Origin of the sequence: Aquibaculum arenosum (assembly GCF_029222965.1) — a bacterium.
In the GTDB taxonomy this organism is placed as follows: domain Bacteria; phylum Pseudomonadota; class Alphaproteobacteria; order Kiloniellales; family DSM-21159; genus Aquibaculum; species Aquibaculum arenosum.
The window spans coordinates 73,037-92,221 of record NZ_JARHUD010000008.1; the positions used below are offsets into that span (position 1 = coordinate 73,037).

The 19,185-nt window shown below is 64.9% G+C and carries 17 protein-coding genes and 1 tRNA gene; 5 read left to right on the forward strand and 13 right to left on the reverse strand.

What is annotated here, in order from left to right; translation table 11 throughout:
• The first annotated feature begins 10 nt into the window (after positions 1-10).
• From coxB to P2G67_RS13225, 3 genes are read left to right on the forward strand one after another with little or no spacing between them, the layout of a single operon-like run.
• On the forward strand, positions 11-925 hold the full coding sequence (coxB, locus tag P2G67_RS13215; RefSeq protein ID WP_275823703.1) for a cytochrome c oxidase subunit II: 915 nt from the start codon (positions 11-13) through the stop codon (positions 923-925).
• On the forward strand, positions 922-3,429 hold the full coding sequence (gene ctaD, locus P2G67_RS13220; RefSeq protein WP_275823704.1) for a cytochrome c oxidase subunit I: 2,508 nt from the start codon (positions 922-924) through the stop codon (positions 3,427-3,429). Before coxB ends, ctaD begins: the two co-directional genes overlap by 4 nt.
• Positions 3,426-3,779 carry a hypothetical protein gene (locus P2G67_RS13225; RefSeq protein WP_275823705.1) on the forward strand — a complete coding sequence of 118 codons (354 nt, stop codon included), beginning with the start codon at positions 3,426-3,428 and terminating at the stop codon, positions 3,777-3,779. Before ctaD ends, P2G67_RS13225 begins: the two co-directional genes overlap by 4 nt.
• A gap of 15 nt (positions 3,780-3,794) precedes the next feature.
• Here P2G67_RS13225 and P2G67_RS13230 read toward each other — a convergent pair whose 3' ends face one another.
• From P2G67_RS13230 to P2G67_RS13265, 8 genes are all read right to left on the reverse strand, one after another.
• A complete protein-coding gene (locus tag P2G67_RS13230) occupies positions 3,795-4,541 on the reverse strand; it encodes a cytochrome c oxidase assembly protein (protein WP_275823706.1) in 747 nt (248 codons plus the stop codon).
• 163 nt (positions 4,542-4,704) lie between these two features.
• Entirely contained in the window at positions 4,705-5,274 is a 570-nt protein-coding gene (locus P2G67_RS13235; RefSeq protein ID WP_275823707.1) for an NADPH-dependent FMN reductase, read from the reverse strand.
• A gap of 227 nt (positions 5,275-5,501) precedes the next feature.
• Entirely contained in the window at positions 5,502-7,616 is a 2,115-nt protein-coding gene (locus tag P2G67_RS13240) for an ABC transporter ATP-binding protein (RefSeq protein ID WP_275823708.1), read from the reverse strand.
• A gap of 13 nt (positions 7,617-7,629) precedes the next feature.
• Positions 7,630-8,496, reverse strand: a complete 867-nt coding sequence (gene ddpC, locus P2G67_RS13245; RefSeq protein ID WP_275823709.1) for a D,D-dipeptide ABC transporter permease — start codon at positions 8,494-8,496, stop codon at positions 7,630-7,632.
• On the reverse strand, positions 8,496-9,512 hold the full coding sequence (locus tag P2G67_RS13250) for an ABC transporter permease (protein ID WP_275823710.1): 1,017 nt from the start codon (positions 9,510-9,512) through the stop codon (positions 8,496-8,498). Before P2G67_RS13250 ends, ddpC begins: the two co-directional genes overlap by 1 nt.
• Positions 9,513-9,590: 78 nt before the next feature.
• Complete coding sequence (locus tag P2G67_RS13255) at positions 9,591-11,153, reverse strand: ABC transporter substrate-binding protein (protein ID WP_275823711.1); 1,563 nt, start codon at positions 11,151-11,153, stop codon at positions 9,591-9,593.
• Positions 11,154-11,239: 86 nt separating this feature from the next.
• Entirely contained in the window at positions 11,240-11,794 is a 555-nt protein-coding gene (ddpX, locus tag P2G67_RS13260; protein ID WP_275823712.1) for a D-alanyl-D-alanine dipeptidase, read from the reverse strand.
• Between the two features lie 137 nt (positions 11,795-11,931).
• Positions 11,932-12,984, reverse strand: coding sequence for a DmpA family aminopeptidase (locus P2G67_RS13265; protein ID WP_275823713.1), 1,053 nt, complete (start codon positions 12,982-12,984; stop codon positions 11,932-11,934).
• 378 nt (positions 12,985-13,362) lie between these two features.
• On the opposite strand from P2G67_RS13265, the gene P2G67_RS13270 reads away from it, so the two are divergent.
• On the forward strand, positions 13,363-13,869 hold the full coding sequence (locus tag P2G67_RS13270; protein WP_275823714.1) for a superoxide dismutase family protein: 507 nt from the start codon (positions 13,363-13,365) through the stop codon (positions 13,867-13,869).
• Positions 13,870-13,917: 48 nt separating this feature from the next.
• On the forward strand, positions 13,918-14,184 hold the full coding sequence (locus P2G67_RS13275) for a hypothetical protein (RefSeq protein ID WP_275823715.1): 267 nt from the start codon (positions 13,918-13,920) through the stop codon (positions 14,182-14,184).
• 281 nt (positions 14,185-14,465) lie between these two features.
• Here P2G67_RS13275 and P2G67_RS13280 read toward each other — a convergent pair.
• The 5 genes from P2G67_RS13280 to mreC form a co-directional block, all read right to left on the reverse strand.
• Positions 14,466-14,541, reverse strand: a tRNA-Lys gene (locus P2G67_RS13280).
• 85 nt (positions 14,542-14,626) lie between these two features.
• A complete protein-coding gene (rodA, locus tag P2G67_RS13285; RefSeq protein ID WP_322099712.1) occupies positions 14,627-15,769 on the reverse strand; it encodes a rod shape-determining protein RodA in 1,143 nt (380 codons plus the stop codon).
• A 30-nt stretch (positions 15,770-15,799) separates the two neighbouring features.
• A complete protein-coding gene (gene mrdA / locus P2G67_RS13290) occupies positions 15,800-17,695 on the reverse strand; it encodes a penicillin-binding protein 2 (protein ID WP_275823717.1) in 1,896 nt (631 codons plus the stop codon).
• A 71-nt stretch (positions 17,696-17,766) separates the two neighbouring features.
• The gene (gene mreD, locus P2G67_RS13295; protein ID WP_275823718.1) at positions 17,767-18,273 is read right to left on the reverse strand and encodes a rod shape-determining protein MreD; all 507 of its coding nucleotides are present in this window, start codon (positions 18,271-18,273) and stop codon (positions 17,767-17,769) included.
• A 13-nt stretch (positions 18,274-18,286) separates the two neighbouring features.
• A complete protein-coding gene (mreC, locus tag P2G67_RS13300) occupies positions 18,287-19,165 on the reverse strand; it encodes a rod shape-determining protein MreC (protein WP_275823719.1) in 879 nt (292 codons plus the stop codon).
• Positions 19,166-19,185 lie beyond the last annotated feature (20 nt).

Here is a 19,185-nt window from a genome sequence, read left to right on the forward strand (position 1 = left end):
CGACGGACCGATGTCGGCCCTCGATCCCGCCGGGCCTGCAGCCGACGCCCTCGCCGGGGTCTGGTGGGTAATGCTGGGCGGCAGCTTTTTGATCCTCGGCGCGGTGGTCGCGCTCGCACTCTACGCCATCTATGGCCGCGGCGCGCGGCGCAGCGGGATCACCCCGCGACTGCTGATCGTCGGCGGCGGCCTGGTCTTCACCCCTGCGGTGCTCGCCGCACTGCTCATCTGGGGCATCGGTGCCGGTCACGCCCTCCTGCCCCTGCCGGGCGAGCGCGAGGTTTATCGCATCGAGGTGCGCGCACACCAGTGGTGGTGGGAGGTGACCTATCCCGACGCCGAGGACGGACCGCTGCACGCCGCTAATGAGATCCACATCCCTGCCGGCCGGCCGGTGGACATCACCGTTAGAGCTGAGGACGTGATCCACAGCTTCTGGGTACCGCGGCTCGGCGGTAAGATCGACGCTTTGCCCGGCCACACCAACGTGATCCGCCTCGAGGCGCCGGCAGCCGGCGTCTATAGGGGACAGTGCGCAGAGTTCTGCGGCGCCCAGCACAGCCGCATGGCGCTGCTGATCGAGGCACACGAGACAGAGGCCCTGGAGGAGCGGTTAGCGTTACTGTCCCCAACCCGAGAGTCGGACAGCGCCGAAGCGCCAGGGGCTGCCGCCTTCCAGGAGCACTGCGCGGTCTGCCACAGCCTCGACCCACGCACGCGCGGGGCAACGCCGGCACCCAATCTGGCCGACCTTCCGCACAGAGCCACGCTCGGCGCCGGCACCCTGCCCAATGCGGAGGGGGCGCTGCTGCGCTGGCTCCGTGATCATCAAGACCTGAAGCCGGGCAATCGTATGCCGCGCCACGACCACCTGGACCCGGAGACGCTCGAAGCCATTGCTAACCACTTGGAGGGGCCAAGGTGAGCAGGTCGCACATCAGCCCCATCGAGCGCCACCGGCGGCTTGACGTCGATTTCCGCACGCCAGGCGGGTTTGGTCGCCTGACCTCGGTGAACCATTCGATCGTTGGCCTGCGCTTCATCTACACCGGCCTCTTTTTCTTCCTGGTGGGCGGCCTGCTGGCGATGCTGATTCGTGCCCAGCTGGCCACCGCCGAAAGCGCCTTCCTGGGACACGCGGCCTATAACCAGATCTTCACCATGCACGGCACGGTGATGATGTTCCTCTTCGCCATCCCCGTGCTGGAGGGCCTTGCCCTCTATCTCCTCCCCAAGATGCTGGGCGGGCGCGACCTCGCCTTCCCGGCGCTGAGCGCATTTGGCTATTGGTGCTATTTTTTCGGCGGCATGATCTTGCTGGCAGCACTGCTCCTGGGCCTGGCGCCGGACAGCGGCTGGTTCATGTACACGCCGCTGTCCGGCAGCACCTACACGCCCGGCATCAATTCGGACGTCTGGCTGATCGGCGTCACCTTCGTCGAGGTCTCTGCGCTCGCTGCCGGGGTCGAAATCACCGTGACGGTGCTGCGCATCCGCACCGCCGGCATGAGCCTGGACCGCATGCCGCTGTTTGCCTGGTATATTCTGGTAACGGCAATGATGATCGTCGTTGGCTTTCCGCCACTGATCCTGGGCAGCATCCTGCTGGAACTGGAGCGGGCCTTCGATTGGCCCTTCTTCGAGGTGGCGCGCGGCGGTGACTCGCTGCTGTGGCAGCACCTCTTCTGGCTCTTCGGCCATCCCGAGGTCTACATCATCTTCCTGCCAGCCGCCGGCATCGTCTCGACGCTTATTCCGGTCTTCGCCCGCCATCCCATGATCGGCTATGGCTGGATTGTCGCCAGCATCGTCGCCACCGGCTTCATCAGCTTCGGGCTCTGGGTGCACCACATGTTCACGGTCGGCATCCCGCACCTGGCGCTCGTCTTCTTCTCCGCCGCCTCCATGCTGGTTGCGATCCCCACCGGCATCCAGTTCTTCGCCTGGATCGCCACGCTGATGGCGGGAAGACCCTATGTGCGCTTGCCGATGCTTTACCTCTTCGGCTTCCTGGTGGTTTTCGTCATGGGAGGGCTGACAGGCGTTATGCTGGCGCTGGTGCCCTTCAACTGGCAGGTCCACGACACCCATTTTGTCGTCGCCCACATGCACTACGTGCTGGTCGGCGGCATGGTTTTCCCGCTGCTCGCCGGGCTCACCTACTGGCTGCCAGTGGCCTCGGGACGCATGCCCTCCGAGCGCCTGGGGGTGGTGGCCTTCTGGCTGATATTCATCGGCTTCAACCTGACCTTCTTCATGATGCACCTGACCGGGCTCAAAGGCATGCCGCGGCGGGTCTACACCTATGACAGCGGGCTGGGCTGGGAGACGCTCAACCTGCTGTCGTCGGTGGGCGGGTTCATCATGTCGATCGGCGTGGCACTGGTCCTGCTGGACCTCTTCCTGCACTTTCGCATCGGCCAGCGCGCGCCGCGCAATCCGTGGGGCGCCGGCACGCTTGAGTGGACACTGCCCAAGCCGCCGCCCAGCTACAACTTCGGCTCTCTGCCTCGGGTCGAGAGCCGGGAGCCCCTGCACGACACTCCGGACCTGCCGCGGGCGCTGGCCGCCGGAGAAGGCCTGCTCGCCATACCGCGGCCGGACGGGCGCGAAACCCTGGCCGTCGAGGTGGTCAGCGGCCGCCCGGCGCACATCGTCAAACTGCCGGCCCCCAACTGGATGCCCTTCCTCGGCGCGGTCTTCACTGGGGTCTTCTTTCTCTCCTTTCTGCTCAAGCTCTACCCGCTGGCGGCGGTCGGCGCGCTGCTCGCGCTGGGCGTCTTCCTGCGCTGGGCCTGGTCGCACGGGCGGCGGCAGGACCCGGAGCCGCTGCGAGCCGGCGAAGGCATAAAGCTGCTGCCACAGGCCGCGGTGCCCGCAGCGCCCGGCTGGTGGGGCCTGCTCTTCACCCTGGTGGCCGACGGCACCGTCCTGGCCGCGTTGCTGTTCGGCTACCTCTTCCTCTGGACAGTGGCGCCGAACTGGCCGCCGCCGGCCTTTATCGAACTGCAGCCGCTGATCCCGCTGCTCGGCGCGCTTGCCCTGCTGGTTGGGCTCCTCGCCGCACGGGGCGCCTTGGCCGCGAACAGACGGGCAGCAGCGGGAATGCGCGGCATCTGGTTGCTGGTGCTCCTGCTGGCTGGCCTGCTGGCCGCGGGCGCCCTGCTGGCGATCCCGCTGGGCGCACCACCGCCGCAGACCCACGCCTACTTCGCCGTGACCGCGGTGCTGGCCGGCTATGGCGCCTTCCACTGCCTGCTGGGTGTGGTGATGGCAGGCTTCGTGCTGCTGCGCTGCCGCGCCGGCTTCGTCTCCGCTTTGCGCCAGCTCGATCTGCGCGTGCTGCAGCTCTGGTGGGACTACACGAGCGGGGCGGGCCTACTGATCCTCGCGGCGATCATGCTGCTGCCCTGGGTCCTGGCGCCATGAGCGCGGCCGCCTTCCTGCGCCCGCGCGCGCTGCTGGGGTTGATCGCCGGCTACCTGATCTGGGCAAGCTGTTTCGTCAGCCTCTATACGCTGCAGTCTGTAGGCTGTGCCCTGGCGCTCGATCTGCCGGCCGGGCCCTTCGGGCTGAACGCCACAACGCTGGTTCTGGTGATCATCTGGTTGCTGCACTTGGCAGGTCTGGCGCTGCTGATCCACCGCACCCACCGCAGCCACCCCGAGAACGAACATGCCAGTTTCATGCGGCGGGTGAGCCTGATCCTGCATTTCTCGGCCCTGGCCGCCACTCTGTGGGTCGGCTTTCCAGTGCTGTTCCTGCCGCCCTGCGCCTGAGGGGCACGCGGATTTTCAGTGGAGAGTTTGGTGGCGCAGGCCCCTGGCGGCGATCCAAAACCCGGCGAGCAACAGCAGCAGCGCCATGGGCACCCACATGATCAGGCCGGCGAGCTGCTGGTCTGCCAGAGGTGTGAGACCCCAGGCCAGCGGGCCGCTGCCGAAGACGGGATACCAAAGCCGCGGCGAGAAGGTGAGCAGCGCCCCCAGCAGACCGCTGTGCAGCATGGTGGCAAAGACCATGCCCATCCCTCTGAGGGGTTCGGCGGCCAGTGCGGTGCACCAGAAGAGCAGCGCCAGGCCGAGGCTGGCGGCCAGCAGCAGCAAATGAAGCGTCGGGGAGAGCAGCGCCGCCTGATAGATTGGCGGCGCGTGCGCCAACCAGATCAGGCCGCCAAAAAGGAGCGTCGTCAGCGCTGGGCGGGGCAGCGGCAGGCGCATGCGCAGCAGCAGGGGCGCCATGGCAGCCGGGGCCAGCAGGATCACCAACAGGTGCTGCACCATGTGCATCGAGGCCAGCGTCGCCGACAGGCGGCAGAGCGGCGAGACCAGCGAGACGGCGAGCAGCAGGCATCCCAGAAGCCAGGACCAACGCTCGCCACCCCCCACCCGCGCGCGCAGGCCGGGCAGCCAGGGCAGAGCGAGCAGGGCCAGCAGCGGCACCAGCGTCTCCGGCGCCAGCACCCAGGCACGCCAAAGCGTTCCTGGCACCACAGGTGGCAGGCTGGCAAGACAGAGTTCGAAAAGCTCGGACGGACCCAAGCCGGACGCTCCCGTCCGCACGCGACGGACTGCGGGTGAGAGGGCTTCCTCGCAAGGCAACGCGAGCGACGGCGCCTCGGTTCCAGCACAAGGCTGGCCGACACGCTGTTGCCCTGCCCTCAGCCGGCTGAATATTCAACCGACCACCCGGAGAGCGGCGAGGTCAGGCCGCTTTGGCGGGCGCCTCGCTAATCCGGCCCGCAAGCTCAAGCAATTGCTCCATGTAGGCGCCGAGGAAGGCGCGGGTGCTTTCGTTCCCAAAGCGCCCCTCGGCGTCGAGCAGGTCCGGCTTGAAAGAGATGTAGGCTTCGCCGCCGATGACCAGGCTGCCGAGGATGCCCAGAATCTGACGCAGGTGCTGCTGACCAACCGCGGTGCCGATGGCGCCCGGAGAGGTGCCGGTGATGGCGGCAACCTTGCCCTTCCAGACATTGTTCTCGGCCGGCTTGGAGCCCCAGTCAATGGCGTTCTTGAGGACAGCGGGGACGGAGCGGTTGTGCTCAGGGGTAACAACGAGGATGGCATCGGCCGCGGCAACTTCCCGCGTAAAGCGCTGCACCGCCTCGGGGCGCGCGCCTTCAAGGTCGGGGTTGTACATCGGCAGGTCGTCGATCTGTATGAGCCGCGCATCCACGCGATCCTCGACCAGCCCGATCAGGGCGTTTGCGAGCTTGGCGTTGATCGACTCGCTGCGATTGCTGCCCACGATGACGGCCAGTTTCAGTTTGTTCATTGGCTCAGCTTTCCCTTGCGTTTCAAGAGGCACGACCTCGGCCAATCCGGGCTGCAGCTCGGACAGGCTCAAGGCACTTGGGCTTGAAAGTGGGATGGACACGGCGAAAGAGAACTGCGTGAAACGCAGGGCAGATCAGAACAATCTTAGCTTGATCAGTAGAAAAATTTTCGCGCTCCGATGGCGGCGGCGATGCAGGGCGGGAAATCGGCGCTGCCAAGGCGCGCTCAGGCGCTTGCCGTCGACTCCGGCGCCGGGATCTCGGGGGTCTGGCCGGCGTCCCCCAGCTGCTCATCAGGCCAGGGTGGCAGCTCCGCACTCCGGTGGCAGCGCACAAGGCGCTGATCCGGTGCAGCCGTAAGCGACTGCGGCTCACCGCATCCCGCGGCGGCGTAGCGACAGCGCTCCCGGAAGAAGCAGGAGGAAGGCAAGCGCGTGTTGTTCGGCAGCTCTCCGTGCAGATCTGCGGGCGCCAGTTCTCGTCGCCGCGACAGCTCGGGAACCGAACGCAAGAGGGTGCGCGTATAGGGGTGCTGCGGTGCCTCTATCACTTTCTGCGCAGGCCCGAGTTCAACCACCTGCCCCAGGTACATCACGGCCACCCGATCGGCCACGTGACGGACGACCGAAACATCGTGGGTGATGAAGAGGTAGGTCAGGCCAAATTCCTGCTTTAGCCTAAGGAGAAGATTCAGGATTTGGGCCTGAACGGACACGTCCAACGCGCTCGTCGGTTCGTCGAGCACGAGCAGGTCCGGTTGCAGGGCCAGGGCCCGCGCGATGGCAATGCGCTGGCGCTGGCCGCCGGAAAATTCGTGAGGATAGCGCTCCAGATGGTCCGGGTTCAGTCCAACCTGACGCGCGAGCTCAGCGGCACGATCGCGGCGCGCCCTTGCCGACAGACCCTCCGCCACGAGCAGAGGCTCCGTAATCGCCTTCCACACGGGCATGCGTGGATTGAGCGATGACTGAGGATCCTGAAAGACGACCTGGAAACGCCGCCGAAGCTCCCGCATCTGCTGTGGCGGCAGATTGTGGAGGTCCTTCCCGGCGAAGACCACGCGCCCCGCAGTCGGGGCGAGCAGTCCCATGATGGACTGCCCCAGGGTTGACTTGCCGCAGCCCGACTCCCCGACCACGGCGAGCGTCTCGCCGCGACGCAGGACAAGGTCGACGCCATTCAGTGCGTGCACGAAGGCGCGTGGCCGACCGCGCCAGTCCGCCCCGACCGGAAAGCGAACCTTCAGGTCCTGCACTTCCAGCAGCGAGTCGCCATCCTGGGCAGCCGCCGGCGGCAGCGGCGCTGGCACTTGTGCCTGGCGCCCCTTCTCCAGCGCGTCCTCGCGTTCCGGATTGTCGGGATCGAGCAGCCAGCAACGCGCAGAGCGCCCCGTTCCAGACGCCTGGAGCATATCTGGCATCTCGTGGCACCGCTGATGGGAAAAATGGCAACGCTCGCGAAAGCGACAGCCCGCTGGCGGGTCTATGAGGTTCGGCACCATTCCTTGAATGGTGGGCAAGGGTTGCTGCGGCTCCGCCAGCTCGGGCAGGGAGCGCAGGAGCGCCTGTGTGTAGGGGTGCTGCGGCGTGTAGAGTACTTCCTCTGTCGTGCCCTGCTCGACCACCTGGCCCGCGTACATGACGTGAACCCGGTCACAGAGCTGTGCCACCACGGCCATGTCGTGGGTGATGAAGAGCACGGACGAGCCGGTTTCCCGCGCCTTCTGCTGCATCAGGGCGAGCACCTGGGCCTGGATCGTGACATCCAGCGCCGTCGTCGGTTCGTCGGCGATCAACACGTCGGGACGGCAGGAGAAGGCCATGGCGAGGAGGATACGCTGGCGCATGCCGCCGGAAAGCTCGAAGGGATAGTTTCGAAGCACCCGATTCGGGTCGCCGATGCGCATGTCGCGCAACAGTTCCAGCGCCCGTGCGGTCGCTTCGGCTTCCGTGGCCTTCTGATGCCGGCGAATGACTTGGCGAAGCTGGTCCCCGATGCGCATGGTCGGATTGAGCGCGTTCATCGGCTCCTGGAAGACCATGGCAACGTCGTCACCACGGACCGACTGTAACTCGCCCTCGCTGAGCTTCAGCATGTCGCGACCGAGGACCGAGATGCGCCCGCCCACGACACGCTGACTGTCCGGCGGAAGAAGTCGGATGATCGACATGGCGGTCACCGACTTGCCGCTGCCGGATTCTCCGACAAGGCCGACCACCTCTCCCTTGCCCACCGTGATGGACACGCCGTCGATCGCCCTGACGGCCCCGCCGTAGGTGGGAAACTCCAGCTTGAGGTCGCGAAGGTCGATGGGGGCGTCGGCCGTGTGCGTGCTCGTCATTCCCAGGCTCCCTTCATCGTGCCCTGGTTTTTGGGTCGAGAAGATCGCGCAGGCCGTCACCCAGCAGATTGAAACCGCCGGCGGTAAGCAGAATGGCGAGACCTGGGAAGGTTGGGTACCACCACTGGTCCAACAGAAACTGGCGACCGGTCGAGACCATGGCACCCCATTCCGCCGTCGGCTGCTGCGCGCCCAGTCCTATGAAACTGAGCGCCGAGGCGGTGAGAATGGCCAGCCCGATATCCAGCGTTGACTGGACGATGATGGGCGCGAGCGCGTTCGGCAAGATGTGGCGCTGCACGATGCCCAGCGGCCGGGCGCCGAAGGTCACCGCGGCGCGCACATAGGGCCGCTCGCGAAGCCCAAGGGCCTGTCCTCGCGCAAGGCGGACGTAAAAGGGTATTCGCACCACGGCGATCGCCAGCATCGCATTGAACAGGCTGGGCCCCAAGGCCGCCGCCAGCGCCATGGCCATGACCAGCGGCGGGAAGGAGAGCAGCACGTCCATCACGCGCATGATGACCGTATCGGTCCGACCGCCGGCGAGACCGGAGAAAGCGCCAATCGCCGAGCCGATGGTCATGGAGATCGCGACGATGGCGAGCCCGATGCCGACTGAAGCGCGTGACCCATAGATGACGCGGGAGAAGAGATCCCGCCCGACCTCGTCGGTCCCGAATGGATGCTCAAAGGAGGGCGGCGCCAGGCGATTAACAAGATTGATGGCGTTCGGGTCGTGTGGCGCGATCCAGGGGGCGAAGGCCGTGCAAATCAGCACGGTCAGGATGAGGAGGGTACCGACGGCCATCAGCGGGCTGCGCCGGACCTGGTACCAGAGATAGCCCCCGTCGAGCAGGCCGCCCTTGCGTACACTGATCATCAGCCGACACTCCGGATCTGAGGGTCGAGCAGCATGTAGGTCAGGTCGACGAGCAGATTGATCAGCACGTAGGCTATGGACGCCACGACGGTGAATCCCATGATCGCCGGGAAGTCCAGGGCGTGGATGGACTGCACGACGTAGTTGCCCATGCCCGGCCATGCGAAGACCGTCTCGGTCAGCACCGCACCATAGAGCAGGTCGCCAAACGCCAGGCCCAGCATCGTGACCGAGGGAATGAGGGCATTGCGCAGAGCGTGGCCGAAGATGATCTGGCGGCGGGAGAGCCCGCCCGCCTTGGCCGTGCGCACATAGTCTTCCTGCAGAACCTCGAGCATAGACGAGCGGATCTGTCGCGTGACGACGCCGAGGTGAACGAAGCCCAGGGTAAAGGCGGGCAGCAGAATGTGGGATAGCGCGCTGCGGAAGGCCGCGAGATCCCCGGCGAGGAGCGTGTCGATCAAGAGCATGCCTGTCACGAAGGGTGGCGCTGTGACATCACCACCCAGCCGGCCGGAACTGGGCAGCCAGTCGAGGCGCCCGTAGAACAGCATGATCAAAAGCAGTCCCAGCCAGAAGGCGGGTGTGGATATGCCGGTTACCGAAATCGTTCGGCTGACCTGATCGATCCAGCGGTTCCGATAGACGGCCGAGGCAACGCCAAGCGGCACGCCGGCCAACACCGAAAAGAACAGCGCAACGGCGGCCAGTTCGATGGTTGCCGGGAAGAAGCGCACGAGGTCATCCGCGACGGGCCGGCCGGTGCGTATCGAGGTGCCGAGATCACCCTGAAGCAGACTGCCGACGTAGTTCAGGTACTGAAGATGCAGCGGCTGATCGAGACCGAGCCGCGTGCGCATGCTCTGAACGATCTCCGGCGTTGCACGATCGCCCGCCATAAGACGCGCGGGATCGCCCGGGATCATGTGCGAGATGGCAAAGGTGATGATCGTCACGCCGATGACGACCAGGAGGAGCAAGATGAGTCGTCGGCGAATGACGTAGAGAAAGGACATGTGGGCGCCGGATCACTTCAGGCACAGAAAAAGAACCGAGCGGCGGAGGGAGAACTGACCCTCCGCCGCACGCAGGTGCTAGTTCTTGCTCATGGTCGCGATGTTGTAGATGTCGAGCAGCATTGGATTGTAGACGTAGCCTTCGACATTGTCGCGCATGGGCAGCATATAGTTGCGCTGGAAGAGGTAGACGTAGGCATCCTCCTCCACAACGATCTTCTGGGCCTCCCGGTAGTTCGCTTCGCGCTCTTCCTGATCGGAGATGCGCGCAGCGTCCCGGATCAGATCATCCACCTTTTCGTTGGTATAGAAGGACCGGTTGCCCGACAGGCCGTGCCGGGAGCTGTCGAACCAGTAATTCATGAACATGTAGGGATCGGAGAAGTCGGGGGTCCAGTTTCCGACCGCAATGTCGAACTCGCCCCGATCCAGGCGATCACGCATCGTGGCATAGGCGTACTGCTGCATCTCCACGTTCAGCCCGATCTGCGCCAGATTGGCCTGCACGGTGAGGCCGATCGGCTCCCAGTTCGGATCGTTCGACGCATAGAGATAGCTGATCGTCTCACCACCGACATCGGCTTCCTCGAGACGCTCCTTGGCCTGCTCCGGATCGTAGCTGTACTGCATCAGCTCTTCGTCGTGACCCCACATTCCCTGCGGAATGGGACCGCGCATCTGGGTCGCGTTGCCGAGCAGGATCCCATCGATGATGCCGTTGTAGTCGAGTGCGTAGGAAACGGCTTCGCGCACCGCCTCATTCGCGAGAGGCCCACGCTCGTTGTTCAGATAGAGATAGGTAACGCTGAAGCTCGGCCACTCACCGACCTCGACGCCCTCGGCTTCCTGCAGCGCGCTGATCTGGTCGACCGGCAGGTGCTCGGCAATATCGAGGTCGCCATTCTCGAGCTGAAGCCGTCGCGCGGAGGCTTCCTTGACAATGCGGATCTCGACCTTCTTGAAGGCAGGCTCCTCGGCAAAATGAGGATTGGGCGTCATGACGATCAGCTGGCCTTTTTCCCAGGACTCCACCTGGAAGGCTCCCGATCCCATGGTGTGTTCGGAGAGGTAGGCCTGGGCGTAGTCGCCGTCCTTCTCATGATCCATCACGGTCGGGTTGATGATCGCCGCGCCGTTGTTGGCGAGCGTGTAGAGGAAAGGGGCGAAGGGTTCGCTGAGAGTGAAGCGAACGGTGTCTTCATCCACGGCCTCAATCATCTCGATCGACGGATAGGCGCTCGAAGGACCCTGCTCCATCTCGAGCAGCCGTTCGAAGGAGAAAACCACCGCGTCTGCGTCCACGGGGCTGCCGTCAGCGAAGTGGTGCCCTTCGCCGAGTTCGAAGGTCCAGGTCAGGTTGTCCTCGCTGACCTCCCAGGAGTCCGCGAGCTCGCCCTGGACTTCCGTAGAACCCTGGCCATTTTCGACCTTATAGGTGACCAGGCGCTGGTAAGCCGGATAGGTGACGCTCCAAGCGTTGTTGCTCATGGTCACCGCCGGATCCAGGGTGCGCGGATCCTCGGCCTTGCCGATGACGAGCACGTCCTGGGGTGTCGCTGCCAGCGCGCTGTAGCTCAGCATTCCGGCTGCGAGCACGGCTAGGCCCGCCGAGGCGGACAGCTTCTGCACTCTCGTTTTCATTTGATTACCTCCCGTTAACAGATGGCTTCTTCAAGGCATTGAAGACGCTTGAAGTCGCGAGCGGATCGACCGCAACCTTGGATGAGTTAAGCCAATCCGGTATTTGCCTCGGCGTCGCTCAGCAAGGGATAGCTTCGCGCGTCGGGGAGCTGGTAATGCCACCACTCGTTTGGATTGTGACGCCATCCCGCTGCGGTCATGATCCCCAGCAGGGTGAAGCGGTTGCGCTGCGCCTGCTGAGAAATATCGGTCGAGCCATGGTAGGACGACTGCTCGAAGGCGTCGAAAGCCGTGCCCATGTCGAGTGGCCGTCCATCCTGATCGATCAAGGTTAAGTCGATTGCCACGCCGCGCGAATGATCGGAGCCCTGCGCGGGATCTGCCACGAACTCAGGATCGGGGCGCACGGCCCAAAGCTGATCATGCGCTTCCCGGGGCCGAAAGGCGTCATAGATGCGTATGCGGTAGCCGAGAGCGGCGGCAAGCTCGCAAGCACGCGCCAAGCAGCGGGCTGCATCGGGATGCAGGAAGGCAGCGGCGCGCGCATAGACCGGCCGTCCGGCCAGGTTGTCAAAGGTGGCGTAGGCCAGCGCCACGTCCACACCAAAGGTTTCTTGATCAATCTCGACAAGCGAAGTCATGCAGTACGATCCGGAACGTGATCAACGGTGCTCATGGGCGGGAGGGCACGGCGGACCACTCTCGCAGGCGCATCTGACCGTTTCAGTGAGTGAACGCGGTATGCGGGAATTGCCGAATTGGCACCCGATTGCGGATTCTAGTCGGGCCGCTGGCCCTTGGCCAAGTCTTTTTGCAGCGCCTCACCGAGGCTCCCTCTCGCAACACCGCCTCTGCCGACCATCGGTTCTGCGGCCAGCAGCGAATTGAGCACCGCTTCCTGCGTTGCCTCTGCGGCGGCGCGAAAGAGCAGATCGAGGCAATCCTCGCGCAGATAGCGCGCTGACAAGAGCACCTCTGTCTCGTCGTGATGCACAATGGCCGCGGTCGAGAAGCCAATCGCAATGTCGCCGCTGCCATGGCCCCAGAAGGAGCCGAGACGCCCCAAGCCGGCGCCCGCCCTCTTTATCACGCGCTGCAGCTGCCGATGTTCCAGAGGGGCGTCGGTTGCCACGACGATTATGATGGAGCCCTTTTCCTCCGCTTCTTGCACGGGAGGCGGTGGGGCGCGGCGCCCGTCCGGCAGTACCAGATCACCGGGGGCGCCGAAGTTCGACAGCACCAGGATGCCCATGTGAAAAGCTTCCTCGCCGAACCCCAGTCGTCGGGAAGCACTACCGACCCCGCCTTTGTAGCCGAAGCAGGTCATGCCGGTTCCAGCGCCCACGGAGCCCTGGACGACCGGACTTCCTGCTGCACGCTCAATGGCTTGCAACGCGTGATCTTCGCTGATCGCCAGCGCCTGGATGTCGTTCAGCGGCCCGTCGTTGCACTCGCCCACCACCGGATTCACCGTCGACGTCGTGCGCCCGATGTCGGGGTTGCGGGCCACTGCATGGCGCACCAGAGCCGTGGCGCAGGTGCCAACGGAAAGGGTATTCGTCAAAAGGATCGGGGTTTCCAGCGTGCCGAGTTCATCCAGTTGGACGAGGCCGACACTCTTGCCGAAGCCGTTGATGACGTGGCTCGCGGCGACCACTTTCTCCCGAAAGAGATTACCGGCATGGGGCAGGATCGCCGTGACACCGGTGTTGATGTCTCCCTCACGCAAGGTGCAGTGCCCGACGCCTACACCGGGGATGTCACAGATATCGTTGTTGGGGCCTGGGGGTAGCTTCCCGCAGATGAGGCCGAGTTCACGGCTGGTGGGCACGCTTTTCTCCAAAAGGCATTGGTGTGGAAGGCCTGTCCACCGGTCCAACTCTAGAGCAGATCGACTCAAATCGGGTTCGCGAAGCGACCCGGTTTGAGTCGATCTGCTCTGCACGTTTGATTCAGAGCGGATTCACGCGTTTGATCTGAACGCTGCGCGTTACAGATCAAACGCGGTCCGCTCTAGACCTTCCTTGTTATCAGGCTGCACCGCCGGGGTCAGGCGCACTTTCAGTGAGCGCCGCAAGTCGCCAAAGAAGCGTTAGGATGTGGTCGGCTTTTTGTCGGACGTCTGAAACCTCCCACTGGCTCGAGGGTTTACCAGGAGAGCAGATCGCCTCGCAGCGATTCGTTCTGGAGCAGCCACAGGAGGATCCCCATGAAAGTCATGCCCCTTGCCGCCGTTTTCGCGCTCGCCCTGGCGCCGCACGCCGTAGCGCAAGAGGCAGCCAGCGCGACTGCGGAGTTTGTGGACGCCGAGGGCGAAGGAAACGGTAGCGCAAGCCTGACAGAGACGTCGAACGGCGTCTTGATCGAAGTCGAGGTTTCGAACCTGCCCGAGGCTCAGTGGGTAGCCTTCCATGTGCATGAGGAAGGCGCTTGCGATCATGAGACGGGCCACGAGTCGGCTGGCGGCCATTACAACCCGACCGACGCAGAACATGGCTATCTTGTCGAAGGTGGCAGCCATGCCGGCGACATGCCGAACCAGTATGTTGGCGAAGACGGTGTGCTCAGGGCGCAGGTCTTCAATTCGATGGTGACCTTGGACGGCGATAGCGCGATCCGCGGCCGTGCTCTCATGGTGCACGCGGGCGAGGATGACTACACGAGCCAGCCAAGCGGCGACGCGGGTGATCGGCTTGCGTGCGGCGTGATTGAATAGCGATATCGGCCTTACCTGGTCTCCTCCGCTCCCGGCAGGAGAAAGGAAATGGCCGTCGCCACTCCGGTTCCCCGTCTGGAGGGCTTTGACCACACGCTGCCCTTCCTACGGGAGGGTTATGATTTCATCTCACGCCGTTGCGATCGGCTGCAAAGCGATCGCTTCCTGACTCGCCTGATGCTGCGCCCCGTGCTGTGTACGCGAGGCGCCGAAGCGGCGGAGATGGTCTATGAGGGAGGGCGCTTCACGCGGCAGGGCGCTCTCCCACCCACCACTTTACGGTTGCTCCAGGATAAGGGCTCGGACTGGAAGTAAGCGTGGCCAGCCTGCGAATTGCTGCCATGCCATCGCAAATGGCCTGAGGTAAGTCAGTGAGCACCCGAATAGCCGCTGCTAGGGCGCGGCCTGTACTTCTCGGGCGCGCCTGCCGAAGTGGCCCGCGGCCGTGCTGCGGGCCACTTTTGCTGTCTGAAGAGGACCTTCACGCGCGCGGGCGATGGTGGCGGTGCCGACACTGTTACTCCAGGTACCCCGAAACAGAAACGGCGCCTCTGCTGAGACGCCGCTTTCTGTAAGTGCCTGATATTCTGAAGTTGTGGTGGGCGCACAAGGACTCGAACCTTGGACCCGCTGATTAAGAGTCAGCTGCTCTACCAACTGAGCTATGCGCCCACGGGTCGTCTTGGCTGCGGCGCGGTAGATAGCAACTGGTCGGCGGCTTGTCGAGGGCTTTTCTGCCGGGAAATGTGCCCAAATCTCAAGGCGCGTTGCGCAGGCCGCGGCGGGGAATGTGGTAGTCGCGGTGGATGCGCACGTTCAGAATCAGGCCCAGGCTGAGCATGGTGGTGAGGATCACCGTGCCACCATAGGAGACCAGGGGCAGCGGCACGCCCACCACCGGCAACAGGCCCATGACCATCGCCATATTGATGAAGACGTAAAAGAACAGGTTGGCGGTGAGCCCCATGGCCAGCAGGCGGCCGAACTGACTGCCGGCCGACAGCGCGATGGCGACGCCGTAGATGAAGACCAGCAGATAGAGCCCGAGCAGCACCAGGGCACCCACGAGACCGAATTCCTCGGCCAGCATGGTGAAGATGAAATCGGTTTGGCGCTCCGGCAGGAAGTTGAGGTGGCCCTGCGTGCCCTCGAGGAAGCCCTTGCCGAAGAGCCCGCCAGAGCCCAGCGCGATTTTCGACTGGGTGATGTGGTAGCCGGCGCCAAGCGGATCGGTGGAGGGGTCGAGGAAAACCAGCACCCGCCGCTTCTGGTAGTCGTGCAAGAAGCTCCAGGCGATGGGCACCAGGGCGCCGATGCCCGCCGCCACCAGCGCGAACTTCCACAGCCGGACGCCGGCCAGGAAGAAAAGCGTGCCCGCGCCCATCAGCAGCATGGCGGCGGTACCGAGATCCGGCTGGCGCAGCACCAGCGCCGCCGGCGTGAGCGCCAGGGCCAGAGGCACCAGCAAGTAGAGCGGATGACGCAGGTCCCGATGTGCAATGCCATGGAAGTAGCGCGCCAAAGCCAACAGAAGCGCCACCTTCATCAACTCCGATGGCTGCAACTGCATGAAGCCGAGGTTGATCCAGCGCTGCGCCCCCATACCCACCATACCCTTCACTTCGACGATGATGAGCAACAGCAGGCACAGTGCGTAGAAGGGGTAGGCGGCGCGGAACCAGAGGCGGATGTCGGTCAGAGCCACGGCCAGCAGCAGCAGCAAACCGCCGGCCACGCGCGCCATGTGTGCCCAGGCCCAGGGCTCGAAGCTTCCGTTGGCGGCGGAATAGAGCATCGCCGTGCCCACGGCGGCCAGCGCCAGGACCAACAGAACCAGCCCCCAGTTCAGATAGAGCAGCTTGCGGGCCAGCGGGGTTTCCGGGTTGCGCCGCAGGCGCATGTCGTCGAGAGCTGACACCGAGGCGGCCTCCTACCCCTGACCGCCGAGCGCCGCGATCGGGCCGGAGGGGCCCTCACGGCTCGCCGGATCTCGGCGCTGGGTCTCGATCAGCAGATCACGGGCAATAGGCGCGGCCACCGCCGAGCCGCCGCCGCCGTGCGCCACCACCACGGCACAGGCGTAGCGCGGCCGGCCGACCGGCGCGAAGCCGACGAAAAGCGCATGATCGCGGCGGTGCCAGGGCAGATCCTCGTTGCGGAACACACCGGCGGCCCGCTCGGCGGCACTGATGCGTCGCACCTGGCTGGTGCCGGTCTTGCCCCCCATCTCCAGCCCCGGCAGGTCGATGCGCGCGCCGCGGGCCGTGCCGCGTCGGCCCAGCACCACCTCCTCCATGGCTTCGACCACGATGTCGAGATGACGCTCGGGTATGCCCAGGCTCGGCGGCGGCGCCTTGACTGTGGGCTCGATGCCGCCCGGACGATGAATGGCCCGGGTGACATGGGGCACCACGGCCCTGCCGCCATTGACCAGGCGTGCCGTCATCACCGCCAGCTGCAAGGGCGTCGACAGCATGAAACCCTGGCCGATGGCGGAGATGAGTGTCTCGCCGCCCTGCCAGCGCTCACCGATGGTCGCCAGCTTCCAGTCTTCGGTGGGCACCAGCCCCTCGCGCTCGCCTGGGAGATCGATGCCGACCGGCACCCCCATCCCCAAGCGGCGCGCCATAGCGGCGATTCTTTCGATCCCAAGACGCCGGGCAACGTCATAGTAGTAGACGTCGCAGGACTGGATCAGAGAATCCTGCAGGTTCATGTGGCCGTGTCCGCCGCGGCTCCAGCAGTGGAAGCGGTGGTTGCCCAGTTCGTAGTAGCCGGGACAGAAAACGCGTTCCCCGGGATCGATACCCTGTTCCATGGCCGCCAGCGCCACCACCATCTTGAAGGTGGAGCCGGGCGCATAGGCCCCTGCGATGCACTTGTTGCTGAGCGGATTGAGCGGGTCCTCAGTCAAGGCGCGCCACTGGGCCGCGGTGAGGCCGCGCCCGAAGGGTTCCGGATCGTAGCTCGGCACCGAGGCCATGGCCAAGACGTCGCCATTGGTGACGTCCAGCACCACGGCCGAGGCGCTGCGCTCGCCCATCAGGCGCTGTTGGGCGTAGTTCTGCAGCATGGTGTCGACGGTGAGTTCCACCATGTGCCCCGGCTGGCCCTCCTCGCGCGTCAGTTCCTGCATCACCCGGCCAACGGCATTGACTTCGACCTGGCTGGTGCCGGCCGCGCCGCGCAGAGTCTCGTCGTGGGTGCGCTCGATCCCGCTCTTCCCGATGCGCAGGCCAGGGAGTTGCAGCAGGGGATCATTCTGCTCGATTAGGTCGCGCTCGGAGACCGCTGCCACATACCCCAGGATGTGGGAGAGCACGGCGCCGAAGGGATAATGGCGGGTTTCACCCACCTCGATACTGATACCCGGCAGCTCCGGGGCATTCACCGCGATGCGACTGACCTGGTCCCAGCTGAGATTGTCGCGTACGCGTACGGGCACGAAGGAGCGCACGCGACTGACATCACGGTCGATGCGCTCGCGATCGGCTTCGGTGATCTCGACAATGCCGCCCAGCCGGTCCAGCACCTGTCGATAGTTGCGCGCCTGCTCGGCCACCAGCAGGACCTGATAGTTCTGCCGGTTGATGGCGACGGGAATGCCCTGACGATCGATGATCTCGCCGCGCGGCGGCGCCAGCAGCCGCATCGAAATGCGGTTGTTCTCGGCCAGCAGACGATAGCGCTCGGCTTCGACAACCTGGAGCTGATACAAGCGGCCCACCAGCGTGCCCAGACCCAACAGCATGCCACCGCCCAGCAGCAAACTGCGGCGGCTGAAACTGCTGTAGCGGGTCTGTTCCTCGTTTCGGGACCTCTCCACGGCCGCTTGGTCCTCCTATGCCTGGTCTGACGCTATGGGTTCACGCGACTGATCGATCACGCCGGGAGCGCTCACAGCAGCAGCTGCTGCGTTCTGCCGAACAGCCATGCCAGACAGGGGTAGACACCCACGGTCAAGGCATACTGCAGCAACAGCAAGCGCGCATCCCCCCAACTTCCCACGAGCAGCGATCCGGCCAGCCAAGCCAAGGTAAGCGCCAGGGCTGCAAAGAGCGCGAAAACAACCCAGAGCAGCAGGAAGCTGGCATTGACGAAGATCCGCCGCTGGCTGGCCACCAGAAAATAGATCGCCACCAGGGCCAGCAAGCCCGTTCCGAGCGGGGCGGCCGTCAGCAGGTCCTGGAACAGGCCGAGCAAAAAGATCAGCCAAGCCGGCATCAGATCAGGCCGGAAGACGGACCAGTAATAAACCGCGACCACGCCCAGCGCCGGCACCAGCGGCGCCACCTCCGGCGCACGCAGCGGCACCACCACAAAGACCACCAGAAAGGCGGTCAGCAGCGCCGGAATCAGCGCCTTGGCCAGAGTGTTGAGCCGCTGCACCAAGTCTGGTGCCATGGCAGTGTCCACCCTACTCGTCTGCTGCCGCCTGACCGTCGGTCAAGGGAGCGATCAGGCCCGGCAGGTCGTAGTCCACCAGTCGCAGGTAATCCAGGCGCGTCCAGTCCACATAGGGACGCAGCCGGACAGATTGCTCACTCACCGCCGCAACCACGCCCACGGGTATGTCCGGTGGGAAGACCCCGCCATGGCCCGAGGTCACCACCCGGTCGCCTGGAGCGACCTGATGCCCCGGCGGCAGGTAGAGCACTCGCGGCTGGGCGCTGTTGTCTCCGGCCATGACCGCCCGCTCGCCGGTCAGCCCGACACTGACGGGAATGCGGCTGCTGATGTCGGTGATCAACATCACCCGCGCGGCCCGCTCGCCAGCCTCGACCACACGCCCGGCCAGTCCCTCGCCGGAGAGCGCCACGTGCCCCTCCGCCGTGCCATCCTCGGTGCCCGCCGCCACCAGGACCGAGCGGGCAAACGCGCCGCTGTTGTCGCCGATCACGCGGGCGGAAACATAGCGCGCACCGGGGTCCGGCGGCAGGTTGAGCAGCTGGCGTAACCGCGTATTCTCCGCTTCGAGCTGTCGGGCCTTGTGGTGCCAAGCCATGAGGCGCTCGTTCTCGGCGCGCAGGCTTTCGTTGATCTGTCGCACTTCGGCCAGTTCACGCAGTCCGGTCATGGCCTGCTCGACCCCTTGCACCGGCTCGGAAAGCAGCGCCACCACCGGCGCCATGCTGTCCACCACCATGATGCGAGCGCGTTCGACAAGCAGCGTGTCAGCCTTGCCCAAGGCCAGGGTGGCGATGGTGGCGGCGATCAAGAGCAGAAACCCGAAGCGCTGGACCAGAGCCCTAACGGGCGAGGTCAGGCGTGCTACGGTGCCACTGCGCTTGGGCAAAACGTCCTCCGGAAACTGGA

Excerpts from the sequence above, each read along its gene's own strand:
- mreD (WP_275823718.1), bottom strand. The coding sequence starts at position 18,273 with ATGGCACCAGACTTGGTGCAGCGGCTCAACACTCTGGCCAAGGCGCTG.
- P2G67_RS13225 (WP_275823705.1), top strand. The coding sequence starts at position 3,426 with ATGAGCGCGGCCGCCTTCCTGCGCCCGCGCGCGCTGCTGGGGTTGATC.
- P2G67_RS13255 (WP_275823711.1), bottom strand. The coding sequence starts at position 11,153 with ATGAAAACGAGAGTGCAGAAGCTGTCCGCCTCGGCGGGCCTAGCCGTG.
- rodA (WP_322099712.1), bottom strand. The coding sequence starts at position 15,769 with ATGCGCCTGCGGCGCAACCCGGAAACCCCGCTGGCCCGCAAGCTGCTC.
- P2G67_RS13250 (WP_275823710.1), bottom strand. The coding sequence starts at position 9,512 with ATGTCCTTTCTCTACGTCATTCGCCGACGACTCATCTTGCTCCTCCTG.
- P2G67_RS13235 (WP_275823707.1), bottom strand. The coding sequence starts at position 5,274 with ATGAACAAACTGAAACTGGCCGTCATCGTGGGCAGCAATCGCAGCGAG.
- P2G67_RS13240 (WP_275823708.1), bottom strand. The coding sequence starts at position 7,616 with ATGACGAGCACGCACACGGCCGACGCCCCCATCGACCTTCGCGACCTC.
- P2G67_RS13275 (WP_275823715.1), top strand. The coding sequence starts at position 13,918 with ATGGCCGTCGCCACTCCGGTTCCCCGTCTGGAGGGCTTTGACCACACG.
- coxB (WP_275823703.1), top strand. The coding sequence starts at position 11 with ATGTCGGCCCTCGATCCCGCCGGGCCTGCAGCCGACGCCCTCGCCGGG.
- ddpC (WP_275823709.1), bottom strand. The coding sequence starts at position 8,496 with ATGATCAGTGTACGCAAGGGCGGCCTGCTCGACGGGGGCTATCTCTGG.
- P2G67_RS13270 (WP_275823714.1), top strand. The coding sequence starts at position 13,363 with ATGAAAGTCATGCCCCTTGCCGCCGTTTTCGCGCTCGCCCTGGCGCCG.
- ddpX (WP_275823712.1), bottom strand. The coding sequence starts at position 11,794 with ATGACTTCGCTTGTCGAGATTGATCAAGAAACCTTTGGTGTGGACGTG.